Here is an 18,811-nt window from a genome sequence, read left to right on the forward strand (position 1 = left end):
CACTCTTCTTGAATCAAATCGTTTCAGTCTCCAAATCGAGTCGTGATCCGAAGGAGGGTCCCATGCTCGAAGGTGTGACGCGGCGACTGTTCGGGACGACCGGCGACGGTCACGGCGGCGGCCCGGCGGTGGAGCCGCCGCGCCGGCCGAAGATCGGCCTGGCGGTCGGCGGCGGCGCCGCGCGCGGCTGGGCGGCGATCGGCGTGCTGCGACGCCTGCGCGAATCCGGGATCGTCCCCGACGTCGTCGCCGGCACCTCGATGGGCGCCGTGGTCGGGGCCTGCGATCTCGCCGGCCGCCTCGATCGGCTGGAGGCCTTCGCCGCCGAACTGACGCCGCGCCGGGTCTTCGCCCTGCTCGATCTGCGTCTCGGCGGATCCGGCTTCGTCGGCGGCGACCGGCTCGCCCGCCTGATCGTCTCCCACCTCGACGACATTCGCATCGAGGACCTCGACCGGCCCTTCACGGCGGTGGCGACGGAACTCGCCACCGGCCACGAGATCTGGCTGAACTCCGGTCGGCTGGTCGACGCCCTGCGCGCCTCCTATGCCCTGCCCGGCATCTTCGAGCCGGTCCGGCTCGGCCGCCGCCTGTTGGTCGACGGCGCCCTGGTCAATCCGGTGCCGGTCTCGGTCTGCCGCGCCCTCGGCGCCGAACTGGTGATCGCCGTCAACGTCTCCGCCGACGCCGTCGGCCACGGCACGGTGGTCCAGTCGCTGCCGGCCGAACCGGCCGAGGACCTCGCCCCCGACCCGCGCGAGGGCTTCGCTCCCAGCCTGTTCCGGCGCCTGCTCGGCGGGACCGGCGACAAGCCCGGCCTCTCCGGCGTGATGATGGAGAGCTTCAACATCATCCAGGACCGCATCACCCGTTCCCGCCTCGCCGGCGATCCGCCCGACGTGATGATCGCGCCGCGTCTCTCCCACATCGGCCTCTTCGACTTCCACCGCGCCGAGGAGGCGATCGCCATCGGCCTCGCCGCCACCGATCGCGCCCTGCCCGACGTGACCACCCTGATCGCCGAACTGACACGCTGAGCCGCCGCCCCGCGAAGACGACCACGGGCGCGGAAGCCCTCGCCGCCGCGCCCGTTCGTTCGATCTCGGCCCTTCGCTCGGTGCCGAGGGGCGTCGCTCACGCCGTGGCGATGTAGGCGCGCATCTGCGCGGCCTCCTGCTCGGCCAGCTCGATCCGCCGCGCCACCACGTCGCCGATCGAGATCACCCCGATCAGGCGGTCCTCGCGCACCACCGGCATGTGGCGGAAGCGGCCGGCGGTCATGCGCCCCAGCACCTTGTCGGTGGTCTCGCTCTCGACACAGGTCATCACCTTGGTCGACATGTGGCTCTCGGCGGCGCGGTCGAGCGCCGCGGCGCCCTCGCCGGCGAGCGCGCGCACGATGTCGCGCTCGGAGAGAATGCCGGCGATGCGCCCCTGTCCGTCGATCAGCACCACCGCGCCGATCTTGTGGGTGGCGAGCGTCTCGCAGACCTCGCGCAACGTCTGCTTCGGACCCATGGTGACGACCTGGCGGCCCTTTTGCGAAAGAATGGCGGCAACGGTCATGGCACTTTCCTCCTGAGACTCCGGCTCGGATACGAACCGATTAGATCGGGTTCCGACGCCGCCCTCTGCCGGGGGGCATCCTTGGTTCTGTCGGAAGCGAGTGGTCATGATGCTGCCACCCGAACGCCCGCGCAAGCCGTTCGAACGGTCCGTTCCGAGAATTTCACGCCGAGGAGTCGCGCGACTTCTTGCCGCGCTCACCAGCCCGAGCGGCGCCGCTCGAAGGCGGAATAGCCGAGGAAACCCGCCAGGAAGCCGCCGAGATGGGCGCCCCAGGCGATCGATCCGCCGTTGCCGCCGAAGGGGCCGGATCCGAGGAAGACCAGCACCACGTTCATGATCACCAGCGCCGCGATGGCGCCGCGCACGCGCGGTTCGCGCAGCGAGTCGCCGATCCCCCCGGTCTCCGCCCACGGCGACCGAAACACGAAGCGCAGCAACGCCCCGAGGAGCCCCGAGACCGTGCCGGAGGCCCCGATCATCGGCGCCTGCGACCCCCATGCGACGACCAGATGCACCACCGCCCCCGCCACCGTCGCCGCCGCGCAGAAGGCGAGGAAACGCCCGGTTCCGAGCCGCGCCGACACCGGACGCGCCAGCGCCGCGAACATCGCCGAATTGAGCAGGACGTGCGACCAGCCGTCGTGCAGCAGCGCGTAGGTGAGGAAGGTCCAGACCAGCGCACCCCACCCGCCCGGATAGATCGGCGCGCCGCCGTCGAGGATGTAGCGATCGGGGACGAAGCCGAAGAGATAGTCGATCGGCACGTCGAATTGGGTCGGCAGCAGCCCCCTGACGAAGACGATCGCGATCGGGATCGCCACCATCACGGTGATGACGGGCGGCAGGAGAAAGACCGGCTCGCCACGCCGTCCCGGCCCTCTGTTCCCCTCGTTCGCGTCACCGACCATCGCTCGTCCCTCTCGTCTCGCGTCCTCGCATATGGAGCCGATCCCCGAAGGCGGCAACCGCGTTTCGTTTCGAGGCGGCGAAAACCGGCACGACCTTCGCAAGTGTTGACGAGACGTGAACGCACGCGGCGCTCATTCGTCCCATTTCGGCACGGCTCGTGGCGCCGGGACGAGACGAAGGATCGGCGCGGCACGGAAATCGGCCACCGGGGCAGGGCTCGCCCCGATGGGCCGTCTCGGGACGGGAGTCTCGAAACGAGGCGCCGTCCCTTGATGGGGACGACAGGGGGACTTGGAACCATGAAGCATGCCGCCACGCGCGAACTCTACGACTACTGGCAGCGATTGCGCGGCGATCGTCCCGCCCCCGACCGCACCGAGATCGAACCCTCCGACCTCCGGCGCATTCTCGGCGACACCTTCATCCTCGAGGCGACCTCCCGTCACGAGTATCGCTTCCGCCTCGCCGGCACCCGCGTCTGCGCGCTCTATGGCCGCGAATTGAAGGGGAAGGACTTCCTCTCCTTCTGGCAGGGCAAGGATCGCGAGGCCGTGGCGACCCTCCTCGCGGCCGTGTCGCAGGACGCCGCCGCCGCCGTCTTCGGCTACGAGGGCGTCTCCGCCCATCGCCGCACCCTGCCCTGCGAGGTCCTGCTGCTGCCGATCCGCCAGAAGGGCGAGGGCTGGACCCGCATCCTCGGCTCCCTCGCGCCGATGGACGATCCCTATTGGATCGGCATTCACCCCCTGATGACCCAGACGGTCTCCAGCCTCCGGCTGATCTGGCCCGACGAACGTCCGAGCTTCCTGCGCCGTGGCGACGCTCCCGCCCCCGAGCCCGCCGCCGATCGCCCGCCCTCGGTCTTCCGTCCCGCGCCGATGTCGGTCGTCCCCGGTCTCGGCGAGCGCCGTGTCGGTCATCTCGTGGTCCTCGAGGGAGGAAAATCGACGGGAGCGTGAACCCCCCGTGTTTTTCGGCCGGACGCAACGCGCGGTTAACCATCACCGACCTAGAATCTCGGAAGCACCGATCATGCCGAGGCCGACATGCGTCCAACCACCACCCCCGTCCGCAACGACACTGCGTCGGCGACCGACCGCCGCATGCATCAGCGGGTCAAGGTGAACCTGCTCGGGCGTTGCATGCTGGAGGACCGGCGCGAATTCGCCTGCCAGATCGTCGACATGTCGCCGGGCGGCGCCGCGGTGATGATTCCCGCCGTCGCTCGCCTCGGTGAGCGCGTCGTCGCCTACATCGACCACATCGGCCGGATCGAGGGACGCATCGTCCGCCTGATCGAGGGCGGCTTCGCGATGTCGCTGGCGATGTCGACGCGCAAGCGCGACAAGCTCGCCAATCAGCTGACCTGGCTCGCCAATCGCCACATCCTCAACCTCCCCGAGGACCGGCGCCACGACCGTTTCAGCCCGCGCAACCCCTTCTCCAAGCTGGTTCTCGCCGACGGAGCCGAGATCAAGTGCCGGATCATCGACGTGTCGCCGTCGGGCGCCGCCGTCCACATCGATCGCCGTCTCGAGATCGGCACCCCCGTCATCCTCGGCGTCATGCGCGGCCGGGTCGTGCGCAACTTCGACGAGGGCGTCGCGATCGAATTCTCGGTCGTCCACGAGATCGAGACGCTGCGCAACTTCTTCTCCTGACCGCCTTCACGCTTCCTTCACCACGTCGGCGACACCTCGCCGACGCCGCCGCCGTCGCGGAGAAGGAAGCAAGCATCTGATCGGAAAGACCTTTCAGGCGCGGGAACGCCCGCCGAGAGGCCCTTTTCGGCGTTTGCCCGGCGATCGCGACAATTCGTGACGAACTCGAGTGAATTCCTTCAGTCCGGCGCAAGCCGGGAGGTGCATTCTCGTCCCGTCGAACGAGCGCCGCCCTCCGGGGAACGCGCCGGCGACGAGACGGGAGGAGAAGATTTCGCCTTTGCGGGCCTGGTCACGTCCCCACCCTCCCCGTCCCCAGACGACCGGGTCCGAATCGAACGGGCCGGCATCGCTCCGATGCCGGCCCGTTTCGTTTCTACCCGGCGCTCGACCGGAAGAGCCGATCTCACATCCGCTCGAGGCTCGCCGCGAAGCGCGCGCCGTTGCGGACATAGCCCTCGGCCGATTTCCGGAGACGCTCGACCGCCGCCGCGTCGAGGGTGCGGATCGCCTTGGCCGGAACCCCGACGATCAGCGAATTGTCGGGAAATTCCTTGTTCTCGGTGACGAGCGCGCCCGCCCCGACCAGCGAATTGGCGCCGATCCGGGCGCCGTTGAGGATCGTCGCGCCCATGCCGACCAGCGTATTGGCGCCGATGGTGCAGCCGTGCAGCGTCACCTTGTGACCGATGGTGCAGTCCGGACCGATCGTCAGCGGGCTGCCCATGTCGGTATGCAACACCGAGAGATCCTGGACGTTGGAGCGATCACCGATCTCGATCCACTCGTTGTCGCCGCGCAGCACCGCCCCGAACCACACGCTCGCGCCCGATCCGAGCCGCACCCGGCCGATCAGATCGGCGGTCGGCGCCACGAAGGCCGAGCCGTCGGCCGGCAGTTCCGGGGCGATGCCGTCGAGCTTCCACATCGTCATGCCTGATCTCCCTCGTCGCTTCGCCGTCCATCAATCGTCATCGCGCCGCCCTCGGCAAGAGGGACGAAATGCCGAAGGCCGCGCCCGCGCTCCTCAGCCCCGCCGCCGGATCAGCCGATCGAGATGCTCGACGACCCGCTCCGACGCCGCGTCCATTTCCACGAAGGCGGCGTGCGCCCCGTCGAGATCGCCGCTCGCCACCGCCTCGGCCACCCGCCGGCCGTTGCGATGCACCGCCTCGTGCGGCCCGAGCAGCGCCACGAAGTCGGGATGACGGCGCAGGCTCTCGTCCTCGACACGGTCGTACCAACGGCCGAAGCCGCACTGATGGTGATCGGAGAGCGCCCCGGCGTCGACGGTCTTCAGGCCGACCATGACCTCGGCGAGGCTCTTCTTCCACATGAGATGGTCGGACTTGGCGCGATAGAGGATGGCGTCGCGGATGTTGCGCCCGTCGCTGAGCGCGAATTGCCGCTGCACCATCTCCTCGCAGCTGGAGATCGCCCGATTGACGTCGGCGGTGTGGTCCGAGGCGCGATGGGTGTGGCGCTCCATGGCGTGGACGCCGGCGGAGATCTCGTCCACCGCCACCGTCTGCTCGTTGAGCACGCCGGAGATCTCGTTCATCCGGCCGGCGCTCTCCTGCACCACCAGACGCAGATCCTCGATGCGGCCGCGCGCCGTCTCCGACGAGGCGGTGCTGTCCTGCACCAGGCCGGCGACGTCCTCGATGCTCGAGGCGAGCTCGTGCACCTGCTCCTCGAGCCGAGCGATCCGCGCGCGGATGTCGTCGGTCGCCCGCTGGGTCTGCGCGGAGAGGTTCTTCACCTCGGAGGCCACCACCGCGAAGCCGCGACCGGCCTCGCCCGCCCGCGCCGCCTCGATGGTGGCGTTGAGCGCGAGCAGATTGGTCTGTTTGGCCAGTGCCTCGATCGTCGCGACGAAGGTCGAGATCTGCCCCGTCGCCGAAACGAGCTGTTCGGAGGCCGCGTTCATCCGGCCGAAGGAGGCGCCGATCGACCGGCTCGCCGCCGCCGCCGCCTCGCTCGCCTCGACCCCGATCGCGCTCGCCTCCGCCGCCTCGTGCATCGCCGTGGAGACGACGCCGGCCGCCGAGGCGATCTGACGGATCGACGCGGTGAGTTCTTCGACGCCGGCGGCCATGCCCTGCCCCCGGGCGGCGGCATGACGGATCTCGCCGGTGATGTGGGCCGACGCCGCCATCGCCGCGCTCGACTTCATGGAGAAGCCGACCGCCGCGTCGAGCGCCTCGACGTCGCGGCCGCCGATGACCGCGTCCAGCGCGAGAACCGCCTCGCGCACCATCGCCGGCACCCCGTCGAGATCGGGCAGGGTCTGGCGCGCCGCCACCGCCGCCAGAGCGGCGGTGAGCCGCGTGACGTCGAGCGACGCCTCGGACGGGATTTCGACGACGCTTTCCACTCTGCGCGGGCGAACGAACATGGACATTGCATGCACTCCGATGGGACGAGTGCACCCTGTTCACGCCATGCTTAACAGGATCTGAATTGACCCAAGGTCAATCGAAAAAACCACAACCGATTGAAGTTTCAATGAAAATATCTATTTCCAAATCGTGTCCCGAAGCGCCCACGCGGACCGCCGCCCCCTCGGCGCCCACGCCTCACATCAGGCCGTGCCGCATCGCCAGCACCAGCTGCACCATGACGATGCCCGAGCACAGGCTCCACCCGGCGGCGATGGCCGTCGAGGCGACCAGCCAACCGACCGGGCGCTGCTCCTGCACCCGCCCGCGAATGGCGTTGCGCATGATGATGAAGGGCCCGGTGAAGGCGCACAGGACGAGGTCCACGGCCCCGCGCCACAAGGTGTTCAATTCGACCGAAAACCGCACCGGACGGTTGGTCACCAAGGTGTAGAAGGACGACAGGACCCCCGCGGCGACGAAGCCGCAGGCGGTCGCATAGGCCGCGATCGCCAACTCGAACAACATGACGCACCCACACCCCGTTAACTCTTCGTTAACTTCTATCACGCCCCCCTCGTCCCGTCGCCCCCTCGATGGGGATTCGGATGCCGTCTCTCGCTCGATGGTTAACGGGCGCGAGGCGGTGTCGCCGAGGAGCCGCCGACGATGCCGAAGACGACCTGGATCCTCGCCACCCTCGCCGCCGCTCTCGCCGTCGCGCTGGTGTTGTGGCGGGACGGCAGCGGTCGCGAGACGGCCGAGACCTCGCCCCTGCCGGTCGCCGTCGACCTCGCCGGGCACAGGCTCGAACTGCCGATGAACGCGATCCGCTTCCCCGCCCAACGCCGTCCCGGTCCCCAGGAGCGGCTCGACCTCGCCCTGCTGTTTCCGGAATGGACCGGCCGCACGCCCGCCGACGCCGACCGCTTCGACGAGACCGGCGGCGGCGCCGACGTGATCTGGGTGACGCTGGCGCCCGCCGGCGCCGAGATGGATCAGGCCGCGCGCCTCGCCACCGTCTACGCGCGCCTCTTCGTCGGCGATCCGCTCGAGGCGGACGCCGATCTCGGCCTCGTCGGGCGGCATCTCTCACCCGAGGCGGGCTATGTCGGGGAGGAAGTGTGGTTCGAGCCGGGGGTGGTCCACCCCTTCGTCGCGCGCTGCTGGCCGCTCGCGCCGAACGGTCCGGTCACGACCTGTCTCAACGAGGAGATCGTCGACGGCGTCATGGTCGGGCGCCGCTTCCCGCGCGCCCGTCTGGCGCGCTGGCGCGAGATCCGCGACGGTCTCGACGCCCGTCTCGCGCAATGGGGGCTGGGCGCGCCGCGCGGCGAGCCGTGACGGCGCCGACCCGGCGCCGTCGCCGTTCAGGATCTCAGTCGTCGAGATCCATCTCGAGGATGGCCATCTGGAGGTTCCAGGAGACTTCGCCGTCCTCGTCGTCGCGATAGATCACGGCGATGAATTCGTCACCGATGAACACCTCGGCGGAGTCCTTCTTCTTCGGGCGGGCGACGACCTTGATGGTGTCGAGCTCGAACTTGCGCTGGAGATAGGCCTGCAGCTTGGCGAGTTCGGTCTTGTCCACGAGCTTGGCTCCGGTTGATGAAGGAACGAAGCGGCGACCTTGCGTGCGGCCGCCGTTTTCGGCGCCGCTTGTGGCACGCCCCCCGGCGCGCGTCAAAGGCGGACACGGCCTTTCGCGCCGATTCTGGGGAAAACGGACGTCGCCTCGGAGCGTCTCCCGAAAGTCGGCGGCGGAGGAGCGGTGCCGGATTTTCGTGCCTCGCGCGGAGGGAATCGATGCCGATGTCGAGACGTCCGAGAGATGGCCGACGCCGCGAGGCGCGAAGAGACCCGCCGAGCCGACCCGTCCGACCTCTCGAGACGCGCTCTCAGCCGCGATCGTCGTCGAGCATCTGGTCCATCGCCCGCGACGGCTCCGAGCACGCGACCTCGCCGACCACCCGCGCCGGCACCCCGGCGACGGTGGTGCGCGGCGGCACCTCGGCGAGCACCACCGATCCCGCCGCCACGCGCGCGCACTTGCCCACGACGATGTTGCCGAGCACCTTGGCGCCGGCGCCGATCAGCACGCCCTGGCGGATCTTGGGATGGCGATCGCCGCTCTCCTTGCCGGTGCCGCCGAGGGTGACGCCCTGGAGGATAGAGACGTCGTCGTCGATCACCGCGGTGGCGCCGATGACGATGCCGGTCGCGTGGTCGAAGAAGAGGCCGCGTCCGAGCGGCACCTGCGGATGAATGTCGGTCTGGAAGACCTCCGAGGCGCGGCTCTGGAGATAGAGCGCGAAGTCGCGCCGGCCGTTGCGCCACAGCCAGTTGGCGAGCCGGTGGGTCTGGATGGCGTGGAACCCCTTGAAGTAGAGAATCGGCTCGATCATCCGCTCGCAGGCCGGATCGCGGTCGTTGACCGCCTGGAGATCGACCCGGAAGATCGACCCGATCGACGGTTCGTCGGCGAGCGCCTCCTCGTAGGTCTGGCGAATCAACGCCTCCTTGACGGTGGGATGGCCGAGCCGCTCCGCCACCCGGTGGACGATCGCGTCCTCGAGACGGGAGTGATTGAGCACCGACTCCCAGATGAAGCTCGCCAACGCCGGTTCGCTCGCCGCCATCGCCGCCGCCTCGGCGCGCACGCGGTCCCAGATGGGATCGACGCTGCCGGCGAAGGGCGTGGGAGTGTTGCGTGTCTTGGCCATGTCTCGTTCCTCGGGGACGACGATCGATCGTCGGGGGACGAACATAGGGCGAATCCGGTCAACATCCAATTGACGCCACCCCCGGTTTGACGGTCTCGTGATCACCGAGCCCCCCGCGACCGACGACACCGGCCCGCGCCGTCGCCCGCCTCTCCGCCCGTCCTTTCGAAAGACAGCCCCATGACCTCGACCTCCGAAACCCCCGCCGTCGTCACTCTGGAGAGCGCCGACCCGCGCATCCGCATCGAGGTCGAGGGCGCCGTCGGTCGTCTCGTCGTCGCCAATCCGGAGCGCCGCAACGCGGTCTCGCTCGCCATGTGGCAGGCGATCCCCGGCGCCGTCGCCGCCCTCGTCGCCCATCCCGACGTCCGCGTGATCGTGGTGCGCGGCGACGGCGATCTCGCCTTCGTCTCCGGCGCCGACATCTCCGAATTCGCCACCGTCCGCAAGGACGCCGCCTCGGCCCGCGCCTACGAGGCCTCCAACGCCGAAGCCTTCTCGGCGCTGCGCCACGCGACCAAGCCGACCATCGCGATGATTCGCGGCTTCTGTCTCGGCGGCGGCATGGGGCTCGCGGTCGCCTGCGACATCCGCATCGCCGCCGACGACGCCGTCTTCGGCATCCCCGCCGCCCGCCTCGGCGTCGGCTATCCGCCCGACTGCATCGCCGACGTGGTCGCCGCCGTCGGCCCCCAGCGCGCCAAGGAGATGTTCTTCACCGCCCGTCGCATGACCGCCGCCGAGGCACTCGAGATCGGCCTCCTCGCCGCCGTCCACTCGGTCGAGGCGCTGGAGAACGAGGCGATCGACCTCGCCACCGTCATCGCCCACAACGCGCCGCTGACGCTCCGCGCCGCCAAGGCCGCGATCGACGCGGTCGTCGACGGCGCCCTCCCCACGCGCCGCGAGACGCTGGTGGCGCTGACCGACGCCTGTTTCGCCTCCGCCGACTTCGCCGAGGGCCGCACCGCCTTCCTGGAGAAGCGCGAGGCGAAGTTCCACGGCCGCTGAAGGCGCCCCCCCCTCCCGCCGGCGCCGCCCCCTCGTCGGCCCGCGAACCTTGCTTTCGCGGCCGATCTTGTCCATTGAGGGCCGGAAATCGCGCTGCCGGGAGAGCGGCGCGGTCATGTGGAGTTCGTCCGTGTCGAAACCCAAGATCGGCAGCCTGATGACCGGCGGCACCGTCGCCCTCGTCCGCCGCCTCGTCGCCGACCAGGGCCTCCGGCACTGGAAGGGTTACGTCGTCGCCTTCGTCTGCATGGCGGCCATCGCCGGCTCCACCTCGCTCGCCGCCTGGCTGATGCGCGACGTCATCGACAAGGTGTTCCTGGAGAAGAGCCAATCGGCGATCTTCGCCCTCTCCGGCGCGGTCGCCGTGATCTACGTGGTCAAGGGCCTCGCCACCTTCGGCCAGCAGGTGACGCTGTCGCGCATCGCCAACGCCATCGTCGCCTCGGTCCAGGCCCGCATCTTCGATCATCTCCTGCGGCTGAACCTCTCCTATTTCGCCGACCGCCACACCTCCGAGTTCGTCGCCCGCCAGAGCTACATCGCCGCCTCCTGCGGCGCCGTGCTCAACATCATCATCACCTCGCTCGGCCGCGACCTCCTGACCCTGATCGGCCTCCTGACCGTCATGCTGGTGCAGGATCCCACCATGTCGCTGATCGCCTTCCTGGTGATGCCCGGGGCGGTCTTCGGCGTCCAGAAGCTGGTGAAGCGCGCCAAGGCGATCATGAAGGCCGGCTTCACCCAGGGCATGATGGTGGTCGAGATCACCCAGGAGACGGTCCAGGGCATGAAGGTGGTGAAGGCCTTCGGCCTCGAGGACCATCAGCGCGCCCGCATGGCCGCGACCATCGATCTCGTCCGCCACGCCGCCGACAAGTTCGCCTCCGTCGGCGCGCGCACCGCGCCGCTGATGGAGACGCTGGGCGGCTTCGCCGTCGCCGGCGTCATCCTCTACGGCGGCTGGCGCGTGACCTCGGCGGGGGCGACGCCGGGCGTCTTCATGTCCTTCATCACCGCGCTGCTCCTCGCCTACGATCCGGCCAAGCGCCTCGCCCGCGTCCACGTCGAGCTCGCCGGCAATCTGGTCGGCGTGCAGATGATGTACGACTTCCTCGCCGAGCCGGCCCCGGAGGTCGAGGACGCCGCCCTGCCGCCCCTCGCCGTCGGCACCGGCCGGGTCGTCTTCGACGACGTCCGCTTCGCCTATCGCGACGACGAGCCGGTCCTCGACGGCCTCGACCTCGTCGCCGAGGCGGGCAAGACCACCGCCCTGGTCGGCCGCTCCGGCGGCGGCAAGTCGACGATCCTGTCGCTGCTGCTGCGCTTCTGGGAGCCGGACGGCGGCCGCATCACCATCGACGGCACCGAGATCCACACGGTCTCGCGCCGCTCGCTGCGCGCCGCGATCGGCTACGTCGGCCAGGACGTGTTCCTGTTCAAGGGCTCCATCGCCGAGAACATCGCCATGGGCCGCGAGGACGCCACCCGCGCCGAGATCGAGGCGGCGGCGAAGGCAGCCTACGCCCACGACTTCGTGATGGGCTTCCCGGCCGGCTACGACACCCAGGTCGGTGAAAACGGCGCCCAACTCTCCGGCGGCCAGCGCCAGCGCCTCGCCATCGCCCGCGCCATCCTCAAGGACGCGCCGATCCTGCTGCTCGACGAAGCCACCGCCGCCCTCGACACCGAGAGCGAGCGCGCCATCCAGCAGGCGCTCGAGGCACTCTCGCGCGGCCGCACCACGCTGGTCATCGCCCATCGCCTCCAGACCATCGAGAAGGCCGACGCGATCTGCGTGATCGAGGAGGGCAAGGTCCTCGAGCGCGGCACCCATGCCGAGCTGCTCGCCCACGGCGGCCGCTACGCCGGCCTGCACGCGGTCCAGTTCGGCTGAAGGATCGAGGCACGCGGGCGGGCTCGTGGAGACACCGCCCCGTCCGTCGCCCTCTCAGGGCCGCGTCGCGAGGAAGTCGAGCACGGCCTGCTTGTAGATCTTGTCGCCGACCGAGGCCATGTGGTCCTTGCCGGGCAGGATCACCGCCCGCGCGCCCGGCACCAGCGCCACGAAGTCCTCGACCGAGCCGGCGACGTCGTCCTTGTCGCCGACCGCCACCAGCACCGGCAGATCGAGCGCCGCCAAGGCCTCGCGCGGCACCGGCTGACGCGAGCCGCGCATGCAGGCGGCGAGCGCCAGGAGATCCGATCCGGTCTGTTTGCCGAAGGCGCGATAGGCCCGGCCCTTGGGCGTCACGACCTCGGCGTCGGTCTCCGCCTCGAGCGCGCTGGCGATCGTCTCCTGCCCGCCGAGCCCCTCGACCATCGCCATGGCGAGCCCGCCGAAGATCACCGAGCGCAGCCGCTCGGGATGGCGCGTCGCCAGATGACCGAGGATCCACGCGCCCTTGGAGAAGCCCATCGCGTCGGCCCGGTCGATCTCGAGATGATCCATCAGCCGGCGCACGTCCTCGGCCATGTGATCGCCGGTGTGATAGAGCGCCGGATCGTGCGGCGCGTCGGAAGCGCCGTGGCCGCGATTGTCGAGCCCGATCACCCGCCGCCCGTCGCCGACCAGCAGGTCGACCCAGCCGGTGCCGACCCAGTTGACGCGCGAATTGGACCCGAAACCGTGCACCAGCACGATCGGCTCGCCGTCCTGCGGTCCGACGTCGAAATAGGCGAGGCTGAGCCCCTCCGACTGGAAGAATCGCATCGGCGGAGCACCCTTGCGGGGCGAGGTGGAGAGAGAGGTGATCTTCATGGCCGGCGAGGCTAACGATCCGGGCGGACGACGAAAAGCCCTTTCGCGGCGGGACTGCCCCGCGCCGCGTACTCCGCCTCTTTTCCCACTACCCACCGGCGGCCGCCGTGGCTATGGTGCCGCCTTCGATCGAGAGCATGAGGTTATCCCATGGCGGACGCTGCCGTTCCCCATTTCGCCAACGATGGCGGCATCGACAAGATCCGAATCGGTGCCCGCGAATTCATGTGCATCGGCGCGCGGCCGCCCTTCGATCACCCCCACGTCTATCTCGACATGGGTGGCGACGACGAAAAGCTCTGCCCCTGGTGCGGCACGCTCTATGTCCACGACGCCTCGCTGAAGGCGACCGAATCGGTCCCGGCCGAGGCCGAGTGGCATCCCGCGGCCGTCGCCGCCGAGTGACGCCGCCCGACGGGTCTCCCCGCCGGCCTCAGATTCCGACGGCGTGATCCTCGCCCCGGGCGGGTTCTCGCCGTCGTCCGCTTCCACGGACCGCCCTCGCGTTCTCGCCGACGGCCCGCCCCCAACCACGGGAACGGTCCATCCCATGTCGGGACACTCTCTCATCGTCGCCGGAGGCGGCATCGGCGGTCTCGCCGTCGCCCTCACGCTCGCCCGCGACGGCCACCGCGTCACCGTCCTGGAACAGGCCCACGAACTGGCCGAGGTCGGCGCCGGCATCCAGATCTCGCCCAACGCCTCGCGCATCCTGGTCGACCTCGGCCTCGGCCCGGCCCTCGCCCGGGTCGCCGTGACCCCCTCCGACATTCGCGTCTTCTCCACCCGCGCCGCCGGTGAGGTCGCCCGCACGCCGCTCGGCTCGCGCCCGGAAGAGCGCTGGGGCGCCCCGTTCTGGGTGATCCATCGCGCCGATCTCCTCGCCGTGCTCGCCGCCGCCGCCCGCGCCCACCCGCTCGTCGACCTCGTGCTCGACGCGCGCCTGCGCGGCGTCGGCGCCGAACCCGGCCACATCACCATCCACGCCACCGTCGCCGGCGAGGCTCGCGACTTTCCCGCCGACGGCCTGATCGGCGCCGACGGCGTGCGCTCGCGGGTGCGCATCGCCGTGCGCGGTGGCCCGCCCGCCCGCTACACCGGCCGCACCGCCTATCGCGCCACCGTGCCGATCGAGGCCGCGCCGGAGGAACTGCGCCGCTCGACCGGACTGTGGTTCGCCCCCCACGCCCACATCGTCCACTATCCGATCCGGGCCGGGCGCGAATGGAACATCGTCGCCATCGTCGAGGACGCCTGGCACGACGAGAGCTGGTCGGTCGCCGCCGATCGCGCCGAGGTCGCCCGTGTCTTCGGCCTCTCCACCACACGCTGGCCACCGCTCGCCCGCCGGCTGCTCGATCTGCCCGACCAGTGGACCAAATGGGCGCTGTGCGGCTTCGACACCGATTTCGAGTGGTCGTCGGGCGCGGTGACCCTGCTCGGCGACGCCGCCCACGCCACCCTCCCCTTCGCCGCCCAGGGCGGCGGCATGGCGATCGAGGACGCCGAGGTCCTCGCCCGCACCCTGCGCGGCGCCCCCAACGTCGCCTCCGCCTTCCACGCCTACGAGACGCTGCGCAAGCCCCGTGCCCGCGCCATCGTCGATCAGGCGGCCAAGAACGGGCGCATCTATCACATGCCCGACGGTCTCGCCTTCTTCCGCGACACCACCCTGAAGCTCGGCGTCGGATCCCGCCTGACCGATCGCATGGCCTGGATCTACGGCTGGAAGGCGGGCTGATCCGGATCGGTTCCGGTGGGCATTTCCGCGCCTCGCCTTGAGGCTCGCCTCGCGTTGGGCTATCGAAACGAGGACGGGCCGAGGACACCAGCCGGGAGGAACCGCAGGGTCATGACCGAAGACGCAGCCTCCGCCCCCTCGGCACCGGCCGATCGCATCGTCACCGCCGCCATGCTGGTGATCGGCGACGAGATCCTGTCCGGCCGCACCAAGGACAAGAACATCGGCTTCGTCGCCGACCGTCTGACCGAGATCGGCATCGATCTGCGCGAGGTCCGCATCGTCCCCGACGACGAGGCGATGATCGTCGAAGCGGTGCGCGCGCTCTCCGCCCGCTTCGACCACGTCTTCACCTCCGGCGGCATCGGCCCGACCCACGACGACATCACAGCCGACGCGATCGCCGTCGCCTTCGGGGTCGGCATCGATCACGATCCCCGCGCCGTGGAGATCCTGAAGGCCCGTCTCGCCGGCCGCGCCGAGATCAACGAGGCGCGCCTGCGCATGGCCCGCATCCCCTTCGGCGCCACCCTGATCGAGACCGACAACGGCATGCCCGGCTTCACGATCGGCAACGTCCACGTCATGGCGGGCGTGCCGGCGGTGCTCCAGTCGATGATGACGGTGGTCTGCCGCACCCTCGAGGGCGGCCGGCGGATGCTGTCGGAGACCATCGACGCCCATCTCGGCGAGGGCCTGATCGCCACTCCGCTCGGGGCGCTGCAGAAGGCCCACCCGGCCACCGTGATCGGCTCCTACCCCTACGAACGCGACGGACGCTACGCCACCAACGTGGTCGTCCGGGCCCGTGACGCCGCGATCCTGGCCGCCGCCGTGGCCGACGTCGAGGCGATGCTCGCCGAAGTCCGCTCCCGCTATCCCTGAGGTGCACATGTCCGGGCCGCAGCAGAAAGTCTTCCCCGTCTCCTGGGACCAGTTCCACCGCGACGCCCGTGCGCTCACCTGGCGCCTCGCCGGGCACGGGCCGTGGTCGGCGATCGTCGCGATCACCCGCGGCGGCCTCGTCCCGGCGGCGATCGTCGCCCGCGAGCTGGACATTCGCCTGATCGAGACGGTCTGCGTCGCCTCCTATCACGACTATTCCTCGCAAGGAGAGCTGAAGGTCATGAAGGGGGTCTCCGACGAGCTGATCGCCAAGACCGGCGCCGGCGGCAAAGGCATCCTGATCGTCGACGACCTCGTCGACACCGGCAAGACCGCCCGCGTCGTCCGCGAGATGCTGCCGGAGGCCCATTTCGCCACCGTCTACGCCAAACCCCAGGGCCGCCCTCTGGTCGACACCTTCATCACCGAGGTTTCGCAGGACACCTGGATCTACTTCCCCTGGGACATGGGGCTGACCTTCCAGCCGCCGCTCCACGACGGCGGCGCCTGATCCGCCCCCTCCCGTCCCGTTCCGCCATGCGAAAGGCAGCCCCGTGAACGATCACATCAACGACAACGACAACACCGACCTCGAGAGCTGGGACGACGAGCAGGAGGCCCACGCCGAGGCCATCCGCGAGATGGTGCTCGACTACCTCGACGCCAACGACGTCGACGAGGGCACCGCCGTGTTCGGCCTGATCGAGATCGCCCTGTCGATCGCCATGTCGGGCTACGTCATGTCGACCGAGAAGCCCTCGGCCGGCGGCCTGCAGATGGAGCTCGACCGTCTCGCCAAGGACATCGCCGACCTCGTCCGCGAGGCGAAGAAGTCGGCCAAGACCTTCGTCGAGGAGACCCTCGCCGCCCTCGAGGAGGGCGAGGAGACCGGCGGACCGGGCGGCCGCGCCTGACGCGTCGTCGCCTCGGCGCCGGTGCCGGTCTTCGGGTTCGCCTCGCCGGACGTGGTGTCGTCCCGCTCCCTCGCCGGAGTCGGACGCCCCACGGGCGAGCGAGCGAACCCGGCCCGGCGCCGGCACGAACGGTCGGAGGACCTCGATGATCTACCGCCTCTGTCTCGTGTTTCTCGGCCTCTCCACCCTCTGGATCGCCCTGGCGCTGCTGCGGGCACCGTCGTGGACGATCGTTCCGGGTTTCGTCCTGGGCTGGGCGGTGATCGACTTCGGCTCCGGCGTCGTCCACATGCTGCTCGACTACGTCCACCTGCCAACGTCGTTCCGCGCCGATCTCCTGTTCTTCGCCCCGCGCCGCGACACGCCGGAATATACGCGCATGCGCAAGGCGTTCTTCGCCCGCCTCAACGCCTTCTGGCGCATCGCCTACGACTTCAAGGTCCATCACCACACGCCGCGCGCCCTCGGCCGGCGCTCGCTGCGCGAACTGACCCGCGACACGCTCGTCGTCGGCGGGCTTCCGGTGCTGCTCGTCCTCGACGTCGCCATCGCCGTCGCCGCGCCGCCGCCCTGGCTCGTCGCCGCCGGCCTCGCCATGGCGATCGGCGCGATCTACATCCAGTATTTCCACAGCGTCATGCACCGCACCGACGTGCCGCCGCTGATCGCCGCGATGCAGCGCATCCGGCTGGTGATGACCGCCGAGGCCCATCAGGCCCACCACGACGACCCGCGCCGCAGCTTCGCGATCATCAGCGGCTGGACCAATCCGCTGCTCGACCGGATCTTCGTCCTGCTCGCCCGGCTCGGGATCTGCCGCTCCGAACACCTCGTGCCCGAACGCTTCGACGCCGCCGATCCCGCCGCCCCCGTCCCGGCCTGGCGCGCCTGACGGCGATCGGCCCGAACACCCCTCCATCCGCACCGATGAACGACGAAGGCCGCGACGTCTCCGCCGCGGCCCGAGGTCTCGCCGATGTTTCGAAGGACCGGGCGGCACGACGGCCGGGCCGCCGCGCGCCGTGAGCGCTCATTTCAGCTGTGAATGCAGCATGTCCTCGACGACGCGGTCGAACCCGTCCTTGCCGGCCGGCGCCTTGATGCGCTCCTCCGCCACCATCGCGTCGCGCTTGGCGACGAGACGGCCGAGGTCGGCCTGGAGGCGCTGACGCTCGGCCGACTTGGCGGCGATCGCCGCCTCGAGATCGGCCGGCGCGAGCGTCTGGTACTCCTCCGGCAGGTCCTTGGTCGCGACCTTGCCGGCGACCGCGCGACCGGCGATGACGTCGGCGACGAGATCGCCCTCGCCCGTCACCACCTTGCGATCCGCCTCCTTGGTGGCGCGCGCCGAATAGCTCGCCATGTCCGAGGCCACCGCCGCCGGCGCCGCCGCCGCCTTGGCGGCCTTGGCGCGCACCTCCGACTGCTGCTGCCGGCTGCCGTAGGGCACGATGGTGCGATTGAGCCGGATCTGGATCTGGAAGATCTCATCGTCCCAGGGGGTCGAGATCTGCACCACCCCGCCGGACTGCGGGATCTGCGCGTAACGCCCGTGGCCGAGCTGGGAGATGGTCTTCCAGGCGAGTTCCGTGTCCGCCGCCACCCCGCACTGGAGCGCGTCGACCAGGATGCCCTTGTCGGCGGCGATCTTCAGCGTGTCGGTGAAGGGCACGTCCTGCGGATAGTCCATGTGCGGCGGGGCGTCGCCGACCAGGAAGACCAGCCGCCGGGTATCGTCGCCCGAGGTCCACGACAGTTTGCCGACCGCCACGGCGAGCGCCTCGTTGACCGATTCCGGCCAGTCGCCGCCGCCCTGGGCGCGGAAGTCGAGGAGCTTGCCGTAGACGGCGTGGATGTCGGTGGAGAGGTCCGTCGCGTCGGTGACATAGGCGTCGCCGCGATCGCGATAGCCGACGAGGCCGATGCGGATCTCCGCGTCGGGGTGGAGCTTGCGCACCTCGTCGGCGATGCCCCAGATCTTGCGCTTGGCGCCGTCGATCAGGCCGCCCATCGAGCCGGTGGTGTCGAGGACGAAGGCGATTTCGATGCGCTTCGGCGCGCCGATGTCGGCGACCGAGGTGCCCGAGGGCGCGGCGCGCGTCTCGGTCTGCGGCGCGACGCCCTGGCCGGAGACGCCGTCGCCGCCGAACGAGCGGCCCGTGACCGCCACGAAGAGCGCCGTCGCCAATCCGGACGCGAGAATGAACTTGTTCATGGGATTCTCCCCCTCACCATGATCGCCCGCCCGCCTCGAACGGG

At 70.0% G+C, this 18,811-nt stretch carries 21 protein-coding genes; 12 read left to right on the plus strand and 9 right to left on the minus strand.

Annotated features, from left to right (window positions below; translation table 11 throughout):
• Positions 1-62: 62 nt before the first annotated feature.
• Positions 63-1,037, plus strand: a complete 975-nt coding sequence (locus J3S89_RS18210; RefSeq protein WP_217929318.1) for a patatin-like phospholipase family protein — start codon at positions 63-65, stop codon at positions 1,035-1,037.
• 97 nt (positions 1,038-1,134) lie between these two features.
• Here J3S89_RS18210 and J3S89_RS18215 read toward each other — a convergent pair whose 3' ends face one another.
• Both J3S89_RS18215 and J3S89_RS18220 read right to left on the minus strand, forming a co-directional pair.
• A complete protein-coding gene (locus tag J3S89_RS18215) occupies positions 1,135-1,566 on the minus strand; it encodes a CBS domain-containing protein (RefSeq protein ID WP_217929319.1) in 432 nt (143 codons plus the stop codon).
• A 197-nt stretch (positions 1,567-1,763) separates the two neighbouring features.
• On the minus strand, positions 1,764-2,477 hold the full coding sequence (locus tag J3S89_RS18220; RefSeq protein WP_217929320.1) for a rhomboid family intramembrane serine protease: 714 nt from the start codon (positions 2,475-2,477) through the stop codon (positions 1,764-1,766).
• Positions 2,478-2,777: 300 nt separating this feature from the next.
• Between J3S89_RS18220 and J3S89_RS18225 the strand changes: the two genes are divergently transcribed.
• Both J3S89_RS18225 and J3S89_RS18230 read left to right on the plus strand, forming a co-directional pair.
• Positions 2,778-3,437 (plus strand): PAS domain-containing protein, encoded by a 660-nt coding sequence (locus J3S89_RS18225; protein WP_217929321.1) that lies wholly within the window; start codon positions 2,778-2,780, stop codon positions 3,435-3,437.
• Between the two features lie 87 nt (positions 3,438-3,524).
• Positions 3,525-4,139: a PilZ domain-containing protein gene (locus J3S89_RS18230; protein ID WP_217929322.1), complete on the plus strand. Its 615-nt coding sequence runs from the start codon at positions 3,525-3,527 to the stop codon at positions 4,137-4,139.
• A gap of 406 nt (positions 4,140-4,545) precedes the next feature.
• Here the strand turns inward: J3S89_RS18230 and J3S89_RS18235 are convergent, their stop codons facing one another.
• The 3 genes from J3S89_RS18235 to J3S89_RS18245 form a co-directional block, all read right to left on the minus strand.
• Positions 4,546-5,073, minus strand: coding sequence for a gamma carbonic anhydrase family protein (locus J3S89_RS18235; RefSeq protein ID WP_217929324.1), 528 nt, complete (start codon positions 5,071-5,073; stop codon positions 4,546-4,548).
• A gap of 93 nt (positions 5,074-5,166) precedes the next feature.
• A complete protein-coding gene (locus J3S89_RS18240; RefSeq protein WP_217929326.1) occupies positions 5,167-6,543 on the minus strand; it encodes a methyl-accepting chemotaxis protein in 1,377 nt (458 codons plus the stop codon).
• Positions 6,544-6,718: 175 nt separating this feature from the next.
• A complete protein-coding gene (locus J3S89_RS18245) occupies positions 6,719-7,048 on the minus strand; it encodes a DUF6949 family protein (protein ID WP_217929327.1) in 330 nt (109 codons plus the stop codon).
• Between the two features lie 141 nt (positions 7,049-7,189).
• On the opposite strand from J3S89_RS18245, the gene J3S89_RS18250 reads away from it, so the two are divergent.
• The gene (locus J3S89_RS18250) at positions 7,190-7,864 is read left to right on the plus strand and encodes a hypothetical protein (RefSeq protein ID WP_217929329.1); all 675 of its coding nucleotides are present in this window, start codon (positions 7,190-7,192) and stop codon (positions 7,862-7,864) included.
• A gap of 34 nt (positions 7,865-7,898) precedes the next feature.
• On the opposite strand, the gene J3S89_RS18255 is transcribed toward J3S89_RS18250, so the two are convergent.
• Both J3S89_RS18255 and cysE read right to left on the minus strand, forming a co-directional pair.
• Positions 7,899-8,111 (minus strand): DUF3126 family protein, encoded by a 213-nt coding sequence (locus J3S89_RS18255; RefSeq protein WP_217929331.1) that lies wholly within the window; start codon positions 8,109-8,111, stop codon positions 7,899-7,901.
• 307 nt (positions 8,112-8,418) lie between these two features.
• On the minus strand, positions 8,419-9,243 hold the full coding sequence (gene cysE / locus J3S89_RS18260; RefSeq protein WP_217929334.1) for a serine O-acetyltransferase: 825 nt from the start codon (positions 9,241-9,243) through the stop codon (positions 8,419-8,421).
• A gap of 180 nt (positions 9,244-9,423) precedes the next feature.
• Between cysE and J3S89_RS18265 the strand changes: the two genes are divergently transcribed.
• Positions 9,424-10,254: an enoyl-CoA hydratase gene (locus tag J3S89_RS18265; RefSeq protein ID WP_217929335.1), complete on the plus strand. Its 831-nt coding sequence runs from the start codon at positions 9,424-9,426 to the stop codon at positions 10,252-10,254.
• A gap of 157 nt (positions 10,255-10,411) precedes the next feature.
• Entirely contained in the window at positions 10,412-12,148 is a 1,737-nt protein-coding gene (locus J3S89_RS18270; RefSeq protein ID WP_238482047.1) for an ABC transporter ATP-binding protein, read from the plus strand.
• A 54-nt stretch (positions 12,149-12,202) separates the two neighbouring features.
• Here the strand turns inward: J3S89_RS18270 and J3S89_RS18275 are convergent, their stop codons facing one another.
• Positions 12,203-13,012 (minus strand): alpha/beta fold hydrolase, encoded by an 810-nt coding sequence (locus J3S89_RS18275; RefSeq protein ID WP_338019813.1) that lies wholly within the window; start codon positions 13,010-13,012, stop codon positions 12,203-12,205.
• Positions 13,013-13,162: 150 nt separating this feature from the next.
• Here J3S89_RS18275 and J3S89_RS18280 point away from each other — a divergent pair, with 150 nt between their 5' ends.
• The 6 genes from J3S89_RS18280 (at position 13,163) to J3S89_RS18305 (ending at position 17,444) form a co-directional block, all read left to right on the plus strand.
• Entirely contained in the window at positions 13,163-13,417 is a 255-nt protein-coding gene (locus J3S89_RS18280) for a zinc-finger domain-containing protein (protein ID WP_217929339.1), read from the plus strand.
• A gap of 145 nt (positions 13,418-13,562) precedes the next feature.
• The gene (locus J3S89_RS18285) at positions 13,563-14,753 is read left to right on the plus strand and encodes an FAD-dependent monooxygenase (RefSeq protein ID WP_217929341.1); all 1,191 of its coding nucleotides are present in this window, start codon (positions 13,563-13,565) and stop codon (positions 14,751-14,753) included.
• Positions 14,754-14,864: 111 nt separating this feature from the next.
• The gene (locus J3S89_RS18290) at positions 14,865-15,638 is read left to right on the plus strand and encodes a competence/damage-inducible protein A (protein ID WP_217929342.1); all 774 of its coding nucleotides are present in this window, start codon (positions 14,865-14,867) and stop codon (positions 15,636-15,638) included.
• Between the two features lie 7 nt (positions 15,639-15,645).
• Complete coding sequence (gpt, locus tag J3S89_RS18295; protein ID WP_217929343.1) at positions 15,646-16,149, plus strand: xanthine phosphoribosyltransferase; 504 nt, start codon at positions 15,646-15,648, stop codon at positions 16,147-16,149.
• A 43-nt stretch (positions 16,150-16,192) separates the two neighbouring features.
• Positions 16,193-16,552 carry a hypothetical protein gene (locus J3S89_RS18300; RefSeq protein WP_217929344.1) on the plus strand — a complete coding sequence of 120 codons (360 nt, stop codon included), beginning with the start codon at positions 16,193-16,195 and terminating at the stop codon, positions 16,550-16,552.
• Positions 16,553-16,697: 145 nt separating this feature from the next.
• Positions 16,698-17,444 carry a fatty acid desaturase family protein gene (locus J3S89_RS18305; protein WP_217929345.1) on the plus strand — a complete coding sequence of 249 codons (747 nt, stop codon included), beginning with the start codon at positions 16,698-16,700 and terminating at the stop codon, positions 17,442-17,444.
• 138 nt (positions 17,445-17,582) lie between these two features.
• On the opposite strand, the gene J3S89_RS18310 is transcribed toward J3S89_RS18305, so the two are convergent.
• Positions 17,583-18,767, minus strand: coding sequence for a vWA domain-containing protein (locus tag J3S89_RS18310; protein WP_217929346.1), 1,185 nt, complete (start codon positions 18,765-18,767; stop codon positions 17,583-17,585).
• Positions 18,768-18,811: the final 44 nt, after the last annotated feature.

This window comes from Pinisolibacter aquiterrae, from assembly GCF_019160155.1.
Lineage (GTDB): Bacteria > Pseudomonadota > Alphaproteobacteria > Rhizobiales > Ancalomicrobiaceae > Pinisolibacter > Pinisolibacter aquiterrae.

Coding starts and splice junctions, on each gene's coding strand:
- J3S89_RS18210 (WP_217929318.1), top strand. CDS start 63: ATGCTCGAAGGTGTGACGCGGCGACTGTTCGGGACGACCGGCGACGGT.
- J3S89_RS18215 (WP_217929319.1), bottom strand. CDS start 1,566: ATGACCGTTGCCGCCATTCTTTCGCAAAAGGGCCGCCAGGTCGTCACC.
- J3S89_RS18220 (WP_217929320.1), bottom strand. CDS start 2,477: ATGGTCGGTGACGCGAACGAGGGGAACAGAGGGCCGGGACGGCGTGGC.
- J3S89_RS18225 (WP_217929321.1), top strand. CDS start 2,778: ATGAAGCATGCCGCCACGCGCGAACTCTACGACTACTGGCAGCGATTG.
- J3S89_RS18230 (WP_217929322.1), top strand. CDS start 3,525: ATGCGTCCAACCACCACCCCCGTCCGCAACGACACTGCGTCGGCGACC.
- J3S89_RS18235 (WP_217929324.1), bottom strand. CDS start 5,073: ATGACGATGTGGAAGCTCGACGGCATCGCCCCGGAACTGCCGGCCGAC.
- J3S89_RS18240 (WP_217929326.1), bottom strand. CDS start 6,543: ATGTCCATGTTCGTTCGCCCGCGCAGAGTGGAAAGCGTCGTCGAAATC.
- J3S89_RS18245 (WP_217929327.1), bottom strand. CDS start 7,048: ATGTTGTTCGAGTTGGCGATCGCGGCCTATGCGACCGCCTGCGGCTTC.
- J3S89_RS18250 (WP_217929329.1), top strand. CDS start 7,190: ATGCCGAAGACGACCTGGATCCTCGCCACCCTCGCCGCCGCTCTCGCC.
- cysE (WP_217929334.1), bottom strand. CDS start 9,243: ATGGCCAAGACACGCAACACTCCCACGCCCTTCGCCGGCAGCGTCGAT.
- J3S89_RS18265 (WP_217929335.1), top strand. CDS start 9,424: ATGACCTCGACCTCCGAAACCCCCGCCGTCGTCACTCTGGAGAGCGCC.
- J3S89_RS18270 (WP_238482047.1), top strand. CDS start 10,412: ATGACCGGCGGCACCGTCGCCCTCGTCCGCCGCCTCGTCGCCGACCAG.
- J3S89_RS18275 (WP_338019813.1), bottom strand. CDS start 13,012: ATGAAGATCACCTCTCTCTCCACCTCGCCCCGCAAGGGTGCTCCGCCG.
- J3S89_RS18280 (WP_217929339.1), top strand. CDS start 13,163: ATGGCGGACGCTGCCGTTCCCCATTTCGCCAACGATGGCGGCATCGAC.
- J3S89_RS18285 (WP_217929341.1), top strand. CDS start 13,563: ATGTCGGGACACTCTCTCATCGTCGCCGGAGGCGGCATCGGCGGTCTC.
- J3S89_RS18290 (WP_217929342.1), top strand. CDS start 14,865: ATGACCGAAGACGCAGCCTCCGCCCCCTCGGCACCGGCCGATCGCATC.
- gpt (WP_217929343.1), top strand. CDS start 15,646: ATGTCCGGGCCGCAGCAGAAAGTCTTCCCCGTCTCCTGGGACCAGTTC.
- J3S89_RS18305 (WP_217929345.1), top strand. CDS start 16,698: ATGATCTACCGCCTCTGTCTCGTGTTTCTCGGCCTCTCCACCCTCTGG.
- J3S89_RS18310 (WP_217929346.1), bottom strand. CDS start 18,767: ATGAACAAGTTCATTCTCGCGTCCGGATTGGCGACGGCGCTCTTCGTG.